Origin of the sequence: Microvirga terricola (genome assembly GCF_011777495.1) — a bacterium.
GTDB classification, from domain to species: domain Bacteria; phylum Pseudomonadota; class Alphaproteobacteria; order Rhizobiales; family Beijerinckiaceae; genus Microvirga; species Microvirga terricola.
This window is the reverse complement of sequence record NZ_JAATJS010000002.1, coordinates 537,350-553,046: the sequence shown is the minus strand read 5'-3', so window position 1 is coordinate 553,046 and position 15,697 is coordinate 537,350. Positions and strand designations below refer to the sequence as shown.

Sequence of the window (15,697 nt, the reverse complement as noted above, 5' to 3'; positions counted from 1 at the left end):
AACTTTCCTCGGATTCGAACCGCACTCAGCATCCCCAGCGGCCAATGAAAAGTCGGGCGATACCGCGCTTTGGAAAGCTCTCGTAGGGAGCAGGGAGACTCACCTGCGAGCGCTTCTCACTTATACGTTTTGCCGCCCCACGCTTCTGCCATCGGAAAGGCGAGGCCGCGTAGTAGCCCCTAGGAGAAATCCCCTTTTCTGGAACGCCAAGCTGCGCTGCAACGTTTGGATGGCATCATGCACAAGATGCTCCAGCCGCTGAACTCCATTGCTTGGGTCTTTGCCCTCTCCCTCGGCCTCGTCGGCGCAGCCTTCATGATCGATGGGGGCTCTCAACCCCTCCATGCCGAAACGGGGGGAGAGACTTATGTGGGCTCAGCGACTTGCATGGGTTGTCATGCCACCGAAGCGAACGCGTGGCGCACCTCCCAACACGCCCGCGCGATGCAGGAGGCGAACGACACGACCGTTCTCGGGGACTTCAACGACGCGTTCGCCGAGCACTACGGCTCCAAGGCTCGGTTCTTCCGCAAGGACGGCCGCTTCGTCGTCGAGACTGACAGCAAGGACGGAAAGACTGCCGCGTTCACGGTGAAGTACACCTTTGGGCTCGAACCGCTGCAGCAATATCTGGTCGAGTTTCCTGACGGACGCCTGCAGGCACTCCCCTTCGCGTGGGATACGCGAAAAGCTGCGGAAGGCGGGCAGCGCTGGTTCCATCTCTACCCCGACACGCCGATGCCGCACACCGACCCGCTGCATTGGACCGGCCTTTTCCAGAACTGGAATTACATGTGTGCCGAATGCCATTCGACTAACGTGAAGAAAGGCTACGACTCGGAGAAAAACACTTTTCACACGACATTCTCGGAAATCAGCCTCGGCTGCGAATCCTGCCATGGCCCCGCATCGGGTCATCTGGCCTGGGCCAATGGCGGGCAACCCGCTGGTGTGGCGCATTCCGGATTTGCATCCGTCGTGACGCCGCGCGCGCCCATCACCTGGTTTCCCGACCCGAAAACCGGAAGTCCTGCCAACACCGTGCCGCAGGCCCATGGCGGCGAGGTGGAGATGTGCGCGCGTTGTCACGCGCGCCGGGGCCAGTTCAGCGATGCCTGGCGTCCGGGACGCCCACTCGCCGATACGCATCTACCCACTTTCCTGACCGCCGATCTTTTCGAGGCCGACGGTCAGATGCGCGACGAGGTTTATAACTACGCGTCTTTTCTGCAGAGCAAGATGTACGCGAAGGGAGTCGTCTGCACCGACTGCCACGATCCACATAGCGGCAAACTCAAAGCTGCAGGAGCGGAAGTCTGCTCGCAGTGTCATCGGCTTGAAAAATTCGCGACCATTGTGCATACCGGCCATGCCGCAGGGCCTTCCGCGCCTGATTGCATTTCGTGCCACATGCCCGATCGTACCTACATGGTGGTAGACAAGCGGCACGATCACAGCTTCCGCATTCCGCGTCCCGATCTCTCGGTCACGCTTAATACGCCCAATGCCTGCAACGATTGCCACACGGACAAGACCGCCGCGTGGTCCTCAAGTGCGGTGGAGCGGTGGCACGGACCGACCCGCAAGGGTTTCCAGACTTATGCTGAAGCCTTCCATGCCGCGCGGCAGAATCGTCCCGAGGCGCGCGAGCTTCTTCTCAAGGTGGCGCAGGACGGCGCGGCACCCGCCATTGCCCGCGGGACCGCGCTCATCGAACTCAACGGGCGCCCTTCGGCTGAGGTCGATTCCGTCATCGCAACGAGCCTGAGTGACCCCGATCCGATGGTGCGCATCGCTGCCCTGCGCGGCGTCGTCTCGCTTCCGCCGGACCAGCGCGGGCGGCGCGTAAGCCCTCTTCTTTCCGATCCCGTACAAGGCGTGCGCATTGCGGCCGCGCTCGCGCTTGCGGGCGTTCCGGCTACCGCAATACCACCCGAAAGCCGCGCAGCCTTCGAGCGCGCAGCCGAAGAGTATGTGGCATCTGAACGCTTCAACGCGGACCGCCCCGAAAGCCGCAACAATCTCGCCGGGTTCTTCGCGCGTCAGGGCAAGACGGCGGAAGCGGAGGCCGAATATCTCGCCGCCATCAAACTCGCCCCCGCCTCTGTCCCCGCACGGGTGAATCTTGCGGATCTCTATCGTACGCAAGGGCGCGATGCGCAGGCCGAGCAACTGCTGCGCTCTGCCATTTCCGTCGCGCCGGAAGCCGCAGCGCCTCGTCACGCGCTGGGCCTGACGCTGGTGCGACTCAAACGCTATCCGGAGGCGCTGGAGCAGCTGCGCCGCGCCGCCGAGCTCGAGGCAAACAATGCACGCTACGCCTATGTTTATGCGGTGGCCCTGCAATCCGCAGGACAACCGGACGAGGCTCGCCGCATTCTTGAACAGGCGCTTGGGGCGCGCCCCGATAATGCCGAGATCCTTGCGGCGCTGATGCAGGATTCCTTGCGCCAGCGCGACATCGCAATGGCCCTCGGCTACGCAGAGCGACTGCGCATTCTGACGCCCGACGATCTGAACCTGTCACGCCTCATCGGCCAGCTCAAACAGGCCCCGAAGCCCTAAGACCCGACATTGAAACCGGCGGCCCTCGACAAGCATTGAGAGAGACGGAGTTCATCGTTATGCCTCATCCCCGATCTCATATTTTGGTCGTCGTTGCCGATGGCCGCAAGGCGTCTCTTCTCGACGATAGCGGGACAGCGCTGAAGCCGCATCTCCATCTCACGCAAAGCTTGGAATCCACCCCCAACCCGCCGACGCGTGTTCAGGGCACGGACAAACCAGGCCGCGCGTTTCAAAGCGTCGGCTCCATGCGCAGCGCCATGGAGCAGACGGATTGGCACGAGATGCAGGAGCAGCAATTCGCGCGGGATGTGGTTGCCGCAGTAAAATCTCTTCACCAGCAGCACCCGGTGGATGGACTGATCCTTGTTGCGCCGCCGCGGACCCTGTCCTATCTGCGGCAGGAAATGCCCGAGCCTCTTAAAAAACTCGTCAGAACCGAGATCGACAAGGATCTCACCCACTGCACGCCCAAAGAGATCGAGCAGCACCTGACGCCAGCGTGACGGCACGCCACGGGATGGTCGCTTTTGACGGATATTTTTCCAGCACGCGAAGTGGAGGCATACAATGACCGTCCATCAGCTTCAGCGAGGCGAATGGAGCGCGTTCTGCAACCGCGTCTCGAAAGGTCTTTCGGGAAGGCTCGCCGAGGTTCAAATTGCTTCGCCCAGGATCGGCAGTCAGATTGAAGCGGAGTGGATTCCTCTGATCGGCCTCGTTTACGAGCCGAAAGAGGACACGCTCGAAATCGCCCTCGACGGCGTCGATCACATCATTCAGAAGCCACAGGAACTTTACGCTGATGAAAGCGTAGCGGGCTTGGCGAATTTTGAAATCGTCGACGGCGAAGGCACCAAGACAATCGTCACCTTACGCGATCCCCTGATGCTGCCGCTGCACGCAGCAAGTTGACGCGCTTTCACGCTCCGAGGCGAACCATCAACTCGTTGGCCGCGCGTTCACCTTCCAGTGTGGCGCCACCGACAGTCATCGCCCCGCCGCCCGCCGTCGCCTCGCCTGCCAGCCAGAGCCGATCGCCGATGGGAAGACGCAATCCTTCGCGCGCCAAAACATATCCTGGCTTCACGATGGAATAGGAGCCCATGGCGTAAGGATCGCTCCACCAACCAGCAAGGCGCCCACCGGTCACGGCGTCGCGGGCGCGCGCGCCGAGCATCGAGGCAAGACGGTTGACGGCGAAATCGGTCGCGGCGCTTTCGCCCGCCCGGCACAGCTCGCGCGCATGGTCGCCGCCAATATAGGCCAATACCAGATCCTCATCGTCGGGCCATAGCTCGAAGCTGGTGACCGGCCCGCCCTGCTGAACATCCACGAGATCCGTCACGTCGATCTTGCCGAAGCGCTCGCGATCCACGCGAAGAGCGATCTTGGTCAAGGCGCCCATGTGCAGCCCCTCAAGCGCCTCTTGGATTTCCGCCGGCAGCTCGGGCGTGAAGCGGATGCCGCCGGCTTGAAGCACGCCCACCGGCACCGTCACGATGGCGGCCTGAGCCCGCACAGTGCCGCGCGGCGTATCAGCCGCCACGCGCCCATCGCCCCAGTACAGATGGGTCACCGGCGTGTCGAGCTGAACCGGCACGTCGGCGCCGTAGCGCGCGACCAGCGCCCCATACCCGCCCGCCGGGATATAATCGTCGCCGCTCCACAACTGATCGTAGTCGTGCAAAGACACGCGCTCAGGGTCTTCTCCGAGCGCAAACAACGTGATGCCACCCGCCGCGTCCGCCATTTCCGGCGGCTTGCCGCGCACCGCATCGGCGAAGGAATAATCCATCGCGCCCGCCGCCTGGACCAACCGCTCGATCTGCCCGTTGGCGCTGCGCCGCCGCCGTCGTTCGGCCTCGGACATGACCACGCCGTCGCGATAGACGCGCAGGCCGCCCCCATCATCGTCCTCGTTGAGGCGAATGCCGAGCTCGTCCGCGATCTTGCGCCAGGGATTGCGCTCGCTCCAATGGACGTAATGCGCGCCGGCATCGAAGGAGGCACCGAGCGAGCTATCCGTATGCGCGCGCCCCCCGATGCGTGAGCGCGCCTCGACGACCGTCACGGTCCGCCCGGCGGCGCGCAGCGTCTTAGCCGCGGCAAGACCCGCAGCGCCCGCCCCGACGACGAGAACGTCGACATCGGAAGCAAGCGCCCGGCGCGCGATCATGAGGGAAGCCGTTCCGGCCAGAAGGCCGCGTCGGGTAATCCGCATGGAGCCAATCTCTTTCAAATCCACATTCCACAAACGCGCGACATCCCTGAAGGAGACAGGTGGATTGCCGCGCGTTGCCGTCGAGGCACGGGGGACTTGAGGGCAGACTGGCTCATTTTTATGGCAAGACGAGGGGTTTCCCCAGCCGGCAAAGCCAAGCTTAAGTCTCTCGAAAATAAGGCTCGACCGTTCCACGCAGCTTGATTGTCATGGGATTGCCGTGGCGGTCCTTGGCATTGCCCACGGACACGCGAACCCAGCCCTCGCTGACGCAGTACTCTTCCACATTGGTCTTTTCGACGCCCTTGAAGCGGATGCCGACGTTCCGCTCAAGCACGGCCGCATCGAAATACGGGCTTTGGGGGTCGATGGACAGGCGGTCAGGAGGGGTATCGGTCATGGAACAACCTTTTAAAGCAGGGGGTGTGACTCGCCCCAATAGCGGCTCGCGGCTCCATTTCCAACTGGTAGCCAAGGTTCATACCAACTTAAGATATGCGTCGAGGTCGAGCGAAGAGCGATGGCCGAGATCGCTCCCATGCGCCGCCAGAAAGGCGCCCGCCGCCCGACGGCCTTCATCGCGAAGCTTCGTCAGGAACTCCCACTCTGCATTGAGTTTGGAGGAATATCCCAGCTCCGTCATCACATCGCTCTCGATCCGATGGATGCGCATTTTCGCCCACCGGTCGCATTCCTGACTGCCGTGTGCGGCGGCCTGACGCAACAGGGCCATCATCCGCAGTTCCTTCAAAAGGCAGGCATTGAAGGACACTTCGTTGAGCCGGTTCAGAATCTCGCGTGCCGTCCGCGGCGTGCCGGATCGCTCGACCGGGTTGATCTGCACCAGCACCGTATCGTTTGAGGCGCATTCCCGGATCAGCGGTGAAATGGTCGGATTGCCCGTATAGCCGCCGTCCCAATAGGCCTCGCCGTCGATCTCGATGGCTTGAAACAGGGTCGGAAGGCAGGCGGAAGCGAGCAGCACCTCGGGCGACAGTTCGTCGTGCCGGAACACCCGCCCCTCGCCCGTGCGCACATTGGTCGCGGTGACGTAAAGCCGGACGCGCGAGGTTTCCAGGCGCTTGAAGTCGATGCTTGCCGCCAGAATATCGCGCAGCGGATTGGCGCCGCGCGGATTGAGATCGTAGGGCGAAAAGATCCGCGCCAGCAGGTCGAACGCGATGAAGACCGGCGAGGAATCCAACGTCCAGCGTCCCATCAGGATGTCGAGCGGACCGCGCCGGAACGGACTGAGAAGCGCCGCATCCGACACCCGCCGCCAAAACTGCCCGAGCGCAGCCTTCGCCCCTTCCCTCCCGCCTTGCGTATAGCCGTCGGCCATCACCGCGGCATTCATCGCGCCCGCCGATGTGCCCGAAATGCCCTCGATGGTGAGCCACGGCTCCTCGATCAGCCTGTCGAGCACGCCCCACGTGAACGCGCCATGCGCGCCCCCACCCTGCAGTGCCAGATCGACGGTCACCGGAGCCGGGCCGGAATGCGATTTCGATGAGACCGAGCGGGCCAGGGTGCCTCTCCATCCCGGGGACCGCGCCCTTCGCGCCGGATGTCAAAACTCGTCCCCGCCGACCTCATGTAGAGCACGAGGACGCCGGGACCATCCGATTCTCAGCGGAGCCATCCCGGCCGCTTACGGCTCCGCTTTACTCCGGCCAGCGCCTGAGGGCCTCGGCTCCGCGATTGCGCCGGAGCTCGAGCGGGGTCGCGATGATCTCGTTCGAGCGGCGTGCTTTCTCCAACTCCTCAACGAGCCGTTCAGCCACGATCATCTCCTGTCCAGGATGGAGATTGCAGGGGTCGAGATAGAAGAAACCGTGCTCGACTTCGTGATCGCGCACGATGATCGGCCTCGGCCCGGTCGCAAGCGCGTCAGCAAGATCCCAGGCCGTGATGTGCGCCGCTTTTGGCTCGACAGCGACCTTCAATCGGTCGAGCGGATTGTTTGTCGGATCAGGCTCGCGCGTCGCCGTCACGCCGGGCCGTTCCGAGAGCGTCTGTTGCCAGAGTTCCAGATAACCTGTCTCGCGCGCCCGCGCCGCTGCGTGATCGCGCGTTTCCCAGGCTTCGAGCGCAGCCATCGTGCCGGCGATGCTCTCCTTGCCAACCTTCATGCCGCGCCCGATGCCCGAGTTCTGCAGGAACGCGGCCCGCACGAGATCAGTTCGTCCTGCAACGATGCCGCCGGTCGGGCCGCCGAGGAACTTGTGCGAAGAGTACAGCGCCACATCCGCGCCCGTGGCGAGAAACCCTTTCAGGTCATATTCCGAAGCCGCATCCACGATAACGGGAACGCCGCGCGCGTGGCAGATGGCGACGAACTCTTCCAGCGGAAGCAGGCCGTATTGAACGGTATGGTGCGAAACCACATAGACCGCAGCCGCCGTCTTGTCTGTGATCGCGCCGTCGAGCTGATAGGCTCGAGCGCTCGTCGCCTGTCCGACGGGGACGACCTTGGCGCCCGCAAGGCGAATGCCCTGCTCCACCGGTGCGCCGTAACTCACCATGTGCCCGGCCATAATCAGCACTTCGTTCTTGAGGCCCGTGGTATCCGGCAAGCGCTCGATGGCGGCGAGGTCCGAGCCCGTCATGGCGCCCGCGACCGCGAGCGTAATCCCGGCGGCGCACGATGCCGTGACGAAACCCGCCTCCGTCTCGCACAGGCGGGCGATCACCCGGCTCGCCTTTTTCTGCAGGTCGTTGATCTCGACGAATTGCGGCAGTATTGCGGACACTGCAGCGATGGCTTCGGGCACGACAATCGACGCCCCGAGCGATGTCATGGTGCCGGAAACGTTGACGATGGGGCGCAGGCCCAATTCGCTGCGGATGTCTTGCTGGTCCATGATGAGCCTCTTCTTCACTTTGCGCCGCGAATGCGACCGATATTCCATTGTTGAGGAACTGATTGTATAATTCTGCAAATCGCAGAGATGCAGCAGGGAGCGATCCGTTGGACGCGAAGACACCGAAAATCGCGAAGGCCGCACCGACGGAGAAAAAGGGTCGTGGTGCCCGCGTGAGCGGCATCGACCGCGCTTTGCAGATTCTGGACTATCTTCAGGAAGAAACGAAACCTGCCGGAGCCTATGCCGTGGCCAAGGCCATCGGCGCGCCGCTCTCCACCGTCTATGTCATCATCGACGACCTCGTCGAGAAGCGGCTGCTGCAACGCCGTAGCGATGGCATGATCTGGCTCGGACCCCGCCTCTATCATTACGGTTTGGCCTACGCGCAATCGCTCGACTTTCTCGATGTCGCCTCGCACGAAATGCAGGACCTCTGCCGCGAGGTTGAGGAGACCATCCAGATTTGCGGACGCGACGGCGACCATATGGTCGTCATGGCAATGGCGGATGGACCCGGCCATTTTCGTGTGACGTCGAAGCTCGGCTCCCGCGTTCCGCTGAACTGGACCGCGTCCGGGCGTTTGCTCGTCGGCCACCTGTCCGATGCGGAGCGACAGGACATTTTCCGTCACGCCTCGAAGGTCTCGCCTACCGGCCGTGCGAACACCGACGCCGCGGCGCTGTCGAAAGCCGCCGAGGCGGCTTTGAAAGATCGCCTGTCGATTCAGGTCAACGAGTCGGATTTCTCCGTCGCCTGCATCGCCTCGCCGATCTGCGATCCGGCGGGCGCGTGCGTCGCCACGGTATCGATCGTGCTGCCGGAGCACCGCGTGATGCAGGACAAGGCGCGCTACACCACCGCCGTCCGCGCCGCAGCGGAGCGGATCGAGACGACGCTGGGCTGGCGCTGAACCGGACATTTTTCGGTCCTCAATCCTCAACGGCGACAATCGCTTCGATCTCGACGGTGATGTTGTTCGGCAAGGAGCCGAAGCCGACCGCCGAGCGCGCATGCACGCCGGCTTCTCCAAAGACCTCCACCATTAGGTCGGAGCAGCCGTTGATCACCTTCGGATGTTCGGTAAAATCCGGCGCCGCATTCACCATGCCGAGCAGCTTCACGACGCGCTTGACGCGCGAGAGGTCACCCAGCGCATCCTGCATGACGGCGATCAGATTGATGCCGGTGAGCCTGGCGTGTTCATAAGCTTTCTCGGTTGTCACATCCGCGCCGACCTTGCCCGTATGTAGAAATCCGTTCGCTTCCTGAGGGCCCTGCCCCGAGAGGAAAAGCAGATTTCCCTCGCGCACATAGGTCACAAAATTGGCGATGGGCGTCGGCGACGCAGGCAGCGAAATGCCAAGCGCCTTCAGGCGCGCTTGCGGCCCCCTAGCTGAATATCGAACGTCGTTCACAATTGATGTCCTTGAGAAATAACTTCAGGATCGCTGTGGCGAATGCAGGCGACGTGATGTTGGTGCCCCACCGCATCGAAAGAGGGCACGACTTGAGCGCATTCGGCGATGGCGAAGGGGCAGCGCGTTCTGAACACGCAGCCTGACGGCGGATTCATGGGGCTTGGAATATCCCCCTTCAACACCACGCGCTGCCGGCCAGCTTTGGGATCAGGCACAGGCGCCGCCGACAGAAGTGCCTGCGTGTAGGGATGGCGCGGCTTGGCATAGACGCTGCGGCTCGGCCCTCTCTCCATGACACGGCCGAGATACATCACCACCACTTCATCGCAGAGATATTCCACGACTGCGAGATCGTGCGCGATGAAGAGCATGGTCAGCCCAAAGCTCTTCTGCAGGTCTTGAATGAGGTTGAGCACCTGCGCCTGAACGGAAACGTCGAGGGCCGAGACAGGTTCATCCGCAACGATGAATTCCGGCTCCACCGCCAGTGCGCGCGCAATGCCGATCCGCTGCCGCTGCCCGCCGGAGAATTCATGCGGGAAGCGCCGGGCGTGATCGGGGTTGAGCCCGACGCGGGAGAGCAGCTCCGCAATGCGATCACGCCGCGCGGTCCCCTTCGCGAGGCCATGCGTGTCGAGCGCCTCGCCGATGATGTCTTCGACGCGAAGGCGCGGATTGAGGCTGGAATAAGGGTCTTGAAAGACGATCTGAAGACGCCGCCGGTAGGCCCGCATCTCGCGTTCGGATAAGTTACGAAGATCGACGCCGTCATACAGGAGACGCCCGCCGCTCGGCTCGATGAGGCGCAGCGTGCAGCGTCCGGCGGTCGTCTTGCCGGAGCCGGATTCGCCAACGAGGCCGACGATGGTGCCGCGCTTCACGTCGAAGCTGACACCATCGACCGCCTTCACGATGCCGCTGCCGGTCTGAAAGTTCTTTGTCAGATTGTCGACCTGAAGAAGAACGTCTTTGCCGCTCATAGGATCTCGTGCCTCCAGCAGCGGCTCAAATGATCGGGACCGGCAGCGAGAAGCGACGGGTTCTGGTCACATTCCGCGGTCGTAAAAGAGCAGCGCGGCGCGAAGCTGCATCCTTCAGGCAGGGCAAGGATGCTCGGTACGCTGCCGGGAATTGGGTTCAGGCGCAGCCGCTCACCGCTCTCGGAACGATCCCGCGCGGCATTCGGGATGCAGGCCAGGAGGCCGCGCGTATAGGGGTGCTTCTGGTTGTCGAAGAGCGCATCGACCGATGCCTTCTCCACAACGCGGCCCGCATACATCACCACCACATCGTGCGCGATCTCGGCCACCACGCCAAGATTGTGGGTGATGAAGAGAATGCTCATGCCGATCTCGGCTTGCAGGCGGCGCAGGAGATCGAGAATCTGCGCCTGAATCGTTACGTCGAGCGCCGTCGTCGGCTCATCCGCGATGAGAAGCCGCGGGTTGCAGGCCAGCGCGAGCGCGATCATGGCGCGCTGCCGCATGCCGCCGGACATCTGATGCGGATATTCATCGAGACGCCGTTCGGCCGCCGGGATTTCGACCAGCTCCAGCATCCGCTTGGCGCGCTTGCGCGCCTCCATGCGGGAGACCGGCTCGTGGATCTTTATCATCTCCATGATCTGGTCCCCGACGGTGTAAAGCGGGTTGAGGCTCGTCATCGGCTCCTGGAAGATCATGGCGACCTCCTGGCCGCGAATGCCGCGCATCGCCTTTTCCGGCATCCTCGCCAAGTCGAGCACGCGCCCGTCGCTGGTGCGATAGAGAATGTCCCCGCCGACGATCCGACCAGGCGCGGAGAGGAGCCGCATGATCGACAGGCTCGTTACCGACTTACCCGAGCCGGACTCACCCACGACCGCGACGGTCTCCCCCCGCTTCACGTCGAAGCTGACCCCGTCGACCGATTTCGCGACCCGGCTACCGGCCTCGAAATAGGTGCGCAGGTCGTCGACGCGCAGGACGATATCGGCGGGAAGCTCGCTCATCGCGCCCCCACCCAACCGCAATGAGGGCACGCGGAACTTTCCAGCGTCGCCTTGACTTTCGGCTCGTAACGGCTCGCCTTGATCGCCTCGGACCCGAGAACCGTAAAGCGCGGCGTAATCATCTTTTTGAGATGCGCTTCATGCCCCATGGAATCGCGGATCTTGAGATCGCTGTCCTTCACGTCGAACAGCGTAAACTCCGCCCGCGTTCCGGGCTTGAGAAGGTTTTCGCTCGACAGTCCGATCACCGACATCGGCGCGCGGGTGGAAGCTTCGATCACGTCCGCAAACGGCATACCGACCGACAAGAGCTTCGACATGGTCGTGCCCATGTCCCACACCGGATTATCCAGCGAGCGGTTGTGCAGGTCGGTCGAGATCGAGAACGGCAGAAGTCCACGCTGAATGGCAATTTCCGCGACGCGGAATGAGAACGACGCGCCGCCATGGCCGACATCGAGGCGCACGCCGTCCTTGGCGCAGCGCTCGGCGAGGAGGAAGAGATCCTCGTCTTCCAGAATGTTGCCCGCAGGCTTTCCGTTGAAGCAGTGGGTGATGACGTCGCCGGGCCCCAGGATCTCCAGCACTTCGTCAAAGAGCGGAGGTGGTTCGCCCACATGCACCATCAGCGGAAGCTTGAGGACCTTGGCGACCTTTTTCGCGATCTTGACCGGCGTGATACCCCAGGACCCCAGAATGACGCCGCTGGCGCGGACCTTGATGCCGATGATGACATCGCGGTTCGCTTCGACGCAGGCAAGGGTGCGGTCGATGTCGATAGACCGCATATCGATCAGTTCGCTCACCCGGTTGCAGGCGACGAGGCCGATGGAACCAATATTCAGGAACGCCTTGATGCGCTCCTTCGCGGGCTCGATGATGTATTCGCGAAACCCATGGAAATTCGCTTCGCCCGCCGACCCCGCATCGACGATGGTGGTGACGCCGCGCTCGACGCCGCAGACCTGCGGCTTGATCGAAATGTCGGTGCCGCCGTGCCAGACATGGGCATGAAGATCGACCCAGCCGGGCGAGACGTAAGCGCCGGATGAATCGATCCGCTGCGCGCCTTCCGGTGCCGCAAGAGACGCACCGACCGTCTGGATCGTACCGTCGCCGCCGATCAGGATATCGACCGCCGTATCAGGCGAGCCGGCCCCAAAGGCGACGGGCTTCACGCCGGTCAGCAGGAGCGGCCGTCCTGTTTCTGCGAAAGTCATGGATCAAAGGTCCTTTCTCAAGCGCGGGTCAAGCAGATCGCGGAATCCATCGCCGACCATCTGAAGGGAGAGCACGGAAACGATGATCGCGATGCCGGGAAACAACGTCATCCAATCGGCCTGGCCGATATATTGGCGGCCCGCCGCAATCATCGTTCCCCAGGTCGGGATTTCAGGGCTGACACCGAGGCCGAGGAAGGAAAGCCCGGCTTCCGCCAGCATCGCGTAAGCGAAAATGAAAGTGGCCTGGACGAGGATCGGCGACACGAGATTACGCAACACATGCCGCGTCATGATCCGCCAGGTCGGAACGCCGAGTGCCCTCGCCGCCTCCACATAAGGCAATTCGCGGATCACCAGAGTCGAGGCGCGCACGATGCGGGCAAGACGTGGCGTATAGACGATGCCGAGCGCGATGATGACGGTGAGAAGCGACGGTCCCAGCGCGGCAACGAGTGCAATCGCAAGCAGAATATCGGGAAACGCCATCATCGCGTCGATGATGCGGGCAATGGGAGTATCGAGCCGTTTGAAGAACCCGGCGATGAGGCCGAGTGCCACGCCGAAGATCGCAGCAAAAGTCACAACCGACGCGCCGACAAGGAGCGACAGGCGGCCCGCATAGATCGTTCGGCTGAACACGTCGCGCCCGAATTCATCGGTGCCAAACCAGAAGGTCGCGCCCGGCGGCTTCAACCGGTTGACGACTGAAAGCTTGTTCGGCGCATAGGGCGCGAGAACCGGCGCGAGAATGGCGACGACCGCGATGGTGAGCAACGCGAGGAGGCCGACCAGGACCGTCTTCCGGCTGATGAGCCGCAAGACAAAATGCGTGGGCGTCGGCACGGAAGAGGATGCAGCGGCGGCCATCAGTAGCGCACTCTCGGGTCGACGAGCAGATAGAGCATATCGATCAGGAAATTGATGAGCACATAAAGCGCGGCGATGATGAGAAGCGCGCCCTGGATCACCGGATAATCACGACGCAAAACCGCCGAGACGACGAGGCTTCCGACGCCGGGTAAGCCGAACACCGTTTCGGTAACCACTGCGCCGGAAACGAGAAGCGCCGCCGTGATGCCGATAACCGTAAGAACCGGAATGAGCGCATTCTTGAAGGCGTGCTTCATGATCACGCGGAATTCGCTCATGCCCTTCGAACGGGCCGTGCGGACATAATCGTCATTGAGCACGTCGAGCATGCTCGCCCGCGTGAAGCGCAGGATCAAGGCGGAGGACACGACGCCGAGCGAGATCGCAGGCAGGACGAGATGCGACAGGCGCGTCATGAGGCTCGCGCCGGGCCCGCCATAGCCGGAGACCGGAAACACGCCCCATCGCACCGCGAGGATCTGAATGAGGATGAGTCCGAGCCAGAAACTCGGAATGGATGCTGCGAGCATGGCGAGGGTCGTCGCACCCTGGTCGAAGAGCGAACCGCGCCAGTAGGCAGACATGATGCCGACGGGGATCGCGATGAGCGCAGCGATGAGAATGGAGAAGAGGGTGAGGAAAAATGTCGGCTCCGCGCGGTCTGCAAGCGCGGTCAGGACGGGCCGGTTCAGAAAGATGGATTCCCCGAGGTCGCCCTGCAGTAGCTGGCCGAAGAAGATGCCGTATTGTACGATGATGGGGCTGTCCAGCCCAAGGCGCGTGCGCAAGGCTGAAACATCCTGCGCCGTGGCATCCGGCCCGAGCATGACCGCGGCGGGATCGCCGGGCGCAATGCGCACGATGATGAACACGATCGTGACGACCACGAACATCACCACGAGCATGCCGAGCAAACGTTGGAAGACGTAGCGGCTCATACCTTTTGACTTCAACCTTGAGGAGCGGCGAAGGGCGTCACGGAGGACGCCCTTCGATCAGGCGTTTGACAGGCTACTTCTTGATCGAGACGTTCCAGAAGTAAGGCCACGGAGCCGGCATGACGCCATCGAGCTTCGGCGATTGCGCAGAGAGCGCATTGAAATCACCGATCTTGATGCTCGGCGTCTCGGCATACATGACCTTCTGCACCTCGGCCCAGAGCGCGGGACGCTTCTTGGGATCGCTCTCGGTGTTGAAGGCGTCCACGGCCGCTTTACGCGCGGGCGTCGACCACCAGCCCGGCGAGCTTTCCGAGAGCTGACCGATGAGCGCGGGTTCCGGCAGGAACGGGCTATGCGTGATATAGATGTCCCACAGGGCGGCATCGGCGCGGCGCTGCGTCAGGGTCGCCCAATCCACCACTTGCATGTCGACGGCAAATTCCGCCTGCTTCAGATACTCCGCCGCGACCTGCGCCATCTTGTAGTGGAACTCGTATTGGCGGCTGGTGAGAATGCGCACCGGCTTTCCGTCGTAATTCGCTTTCTTGAGAAGCGCCTTCGCTTTGTCGGCATCGGCGACGTTGTACTTGCCTTCCGTCCCCGCCTCGGAGTGCCACACGTAGCCCTTCGGATACATAGCAGCATCGAGCGAATAGAACTCCTTGCTGCCGAAGGCCGCCGCCAGCATGTCCTCCATGCTCAAGGCCAACCGCACCGCCATACGGGTATCGGTATTGGCCATTACGCCCTGCTTCGTGTTCATCACGAAGACGGGCCAGCCGAACGGCTTGAGCAAAACCGGCTTCGTGGTCTGCAGGTTCTTGATGCGGTCATAGGATTCGACGGGAAGCGAGTCCACATAATCGAACTGGCCCGAAATCGCGCCTTCGATGCGGGTGTTGGCATCGGGAACCGGCACGAAACGGATCTCATCGAGCAGCGGCTTGCGCGCCCCGCCATAACCGTCGGCGCTGCCGGCGCGCGGCTTGTAGCTCTCATGGCGGACGAGCTGGATATACTGATCCGGCTTGCGTTCTTTAAGCTTGTAGGGACCCGTTCCGACCGGCTCGGTGAGCGGATTGCTCATCTTGCTCGCCGGCATAATGACGGCCGCGGAATTGTTGAACGACAGAAGCGCCAGCAACGGTGCGTAAGGTGCCTTCAGAACAATGCGAACGGTCGAGGGGGCGACGACTTCCACCTTGTCGATGTTGCCCGCCGTCTGCTTGCCGCGCGAAGCAAGGTCCATCCAACGCTTGAGCGACGCCACGACATCGTCGGCCGTCATGGCCGATCCGTCATGGAACGTCACGCCGGTGCGCAGCTTGATGGTGTAGGTCTTGCCGCCGTCGGTGATCTCGGGAAGGCTCTCCGCGAGAAGCGGAGTGACGTTCCAATCCTTGTCGAAGGTGAACAGGGTTTCGAAGAAATGCTGCGTGACGATGCCGACGAGATCGGCGGTCGAGACCATCGGGTCCAACGTCGGCGGCTCGCCAATGGTCGCCACGTTGACGATTCCTCCCGGCTGCTGAGCCAAGGCCGAACCGGCCCCGAGCATCATGACGCCGGACAGTAATGCACCTGCCAGAAGCTTCATT

General features: G+C 62.6%; 15 protein-coding genes. 4 read left to right on the top strand and 11 right to left on the bottom strand.

Annotation, left to right across the window (positions count from 1 at the left end; genetic code table 11):
* Window positions 1-237 precede the first annotated feature (237 nt).
* The 3 genes from HB375_RS07025 (at window position 238) to HB375_RS07015 (ending at window position 3,480) form a co-directional block, all read left to right on the top strand.
* Entirely contained in the window at window positions 238-2,565 is a 2,328-nt protein-coding gene (locus tag HB375_RS07025; RefSeq protein WP_246728374.1) for a tetratricopeptide repeat protein, read from the top strand.
* A 59-nt stretch (window positions 2,566-2,624) separates the two neighbouring features.
* On the top strand, window positions 2,625-3,071 hold the full coding sequence (locus tag HB375_RS07020; protein ID WP_167672255.1) for a host attachment protein: 447 nt from the start codon (window positions 2,625-2,627) through the stop codon (window positions 3,069-3,071).
* A 64-nt stretch (window positions 3,072-3,135) separates the two neighbouring features.
* Window positions 3,136-3,480, top strand: a complete 345-nt coding sequence (locus HB375_RS07015) for a DUF5335 domain-containing protein (protein WP_167672254.1) — start codon at window positions 3,136-3,138, stop codon at window positions 3,478-3,480.
* Window positions 3,481-3,487: 7 nt separating this feature from the next.
* Here HB375_RS07015 and HB375_RS07010 read toward each other — a convergent pair whose 3' ends face one another.
* From HB375_RS07010 to HB375_RS06995, 4 genes are all read right to left on the bottom strand, one after another.
* Window positions 3,488-4,789 carry a flavin monoamine oxidase family protein gene (locus HB375_RS07010; protein WP_167672253.1) on the bottom strand — a complete coding sequence of 434 codons (1,302 nt, stop codon included), beginning with the start codon at window positions 4,787-4,789 and terminating at the stop codon, window positions 3,488-3,490.
* Between the two features lie 160 nt (window positions 4,790-4,949).
* A complete protein-coding gene (locus HB375_RS07005) occupies window positions 4,950-5,189 on the bottom strand; it encodes a DUF3297 family protein (protein ID WP_167672252.1) in 240 nt (79 codons plus the stop codon).
* 78 nt (window positions 5,190-5,267) lie between these two features.
* Window positions 5,268-6,272 (bottom strand): patatin-like phospholipase family protein, encoded by a 1,005-nt coding sequence (locus HB375_RS07000; RefSeq protein WP_343232363.1) that lies wholly within the window; start codon window positions 6,270-6,272, stop codon window positions 5,268-5,270.
* 181 nt (window positions 6,273-6,453) lie between these two features.
* Window positions 6,454-7,653 (bottom strand): aminotransferase class V-fold PLP-dependent enzyme, encoded by a 1,200-nt coding sequence (locus HB375_RS06995; protein ID WP_167672251.1) that lies wholly within the window; start codon window positions 7,651-7,653, stop codon window positions 6,454-6,456.
* Between the two features lie 107 nt (window positions 7,654-7,760).
* Here HB375_RS06995 and HB375_RS06990 point away from each other — a divergent pair, with 107 nt between their 5' ends.
* Window positions 7,761-8,567, top strand: coding sequence for an IclR family transcriptional regulator (locus HB375_RS06990; RefSeq protein WP_167672250.1), 807 nt, complete (start codon window positions 7,761-7,763; stop codon window positions 8,565-8,567).
* A gap of 19 nt (window positions 8,568-8,586) precedes the next feature.
* Here the strand turns inward: HB375_RS06990 and HB375_RS06985 are convergent, their stop codons facing one another.
* From HB375_RS06985 to HB375_RS06955, 7 genes are all read right to left on the bottom strand, one after another.
* Window positions 8,587-9,072 (bottom strand): Atu1372/SO_1960 family protein, encoded by a 486-nt coding sequence (locus HB375_RS06985; protein WP_167672249.1) that lies wholly within the window; start codon window positions 9,070-9,072, stop codon window positions 8,587-8,589.
* Window positions 9,069-10,055, bottom strand: a complete 987-nt coding sequence (locus HB375_RS06980) for an ABC transporter ATP-binding protein (RefSeq protein WP_167672248.1) — start codon at window positions 10,053-10,055, stop codon at window positions 9,069-9,071. The genes HB375_RS06985 and HB375_RS06980 overlap by 4 nt, the downstream gene beginning before the upstream one ends.
* The gene (locus HB375_RS06975) at window positions 10,052-11,065 is read right to left on the bottom strand and encodes an ABC transporter ATP-binding protein (protein ID WP_167672247.1); all 1,014 of its coding nucleotides are present in this window, start codon (window positions 11,063-11,065) and stop codon (window positions 10,052-10,054) included. Before HB375_RS06975 ends, HB375_RS06980 begins: the two co-directional genes overlap by 4 nt.
* Complete coding sequence (locus HB375_RS06970; RefSeq protein WP_167672246.1) at window positions 11,062-12,285, bottom strand: amidohydrolase/deacetylase family metallohydrolase; 1,224 nt, start codon at window positions 12,283-12,285, stop codon at window positions 11,062-11,064. Before HB375_RS06970 ends, HB375_RS06975 begins: the two co-directional genes overlap by 4 nt.
* 3 nt (window positions 12,286-12,288) lie before the next feature.
* A complete protein-coding gene (locus HB375_RS06965; RefSeq protein ID WP_167672245.1) occupies window positions 12,289-13,155 on the bottom strand; it encodes an ABC transporter permease in 867 nt (288 codons plus the stop codon).
* Window positions 13,155-14,096: an ABC transporter permease gene (locus HB375_RS06960; protein ID WP_167672244.1), complete on the bottom strand. Its 942-nt coding sequence runs from the start codon at window positions 14,094-14,096 to the stop codon at window positions 13,155-13,157. The genes HB375_RS06965 and HB375_RS06960 overlap by 1 nt, the downstream gene beginning before the upstream one ends.
* Window positions 14,097-14,169: 73 nt before the next feature.
* Window positions 14,170-15,696, bottom strand: coding sequence for an ABC transporter substrate-binding protein (locus HB375_RS06955; protein ID WP_167672243.1), 1,527 nt, complete (start codon window positions 15,694-15,696; stop codon window positions 14,170-14,172).
* Window position 15,697: the final 1 nt, after the last annotated feature.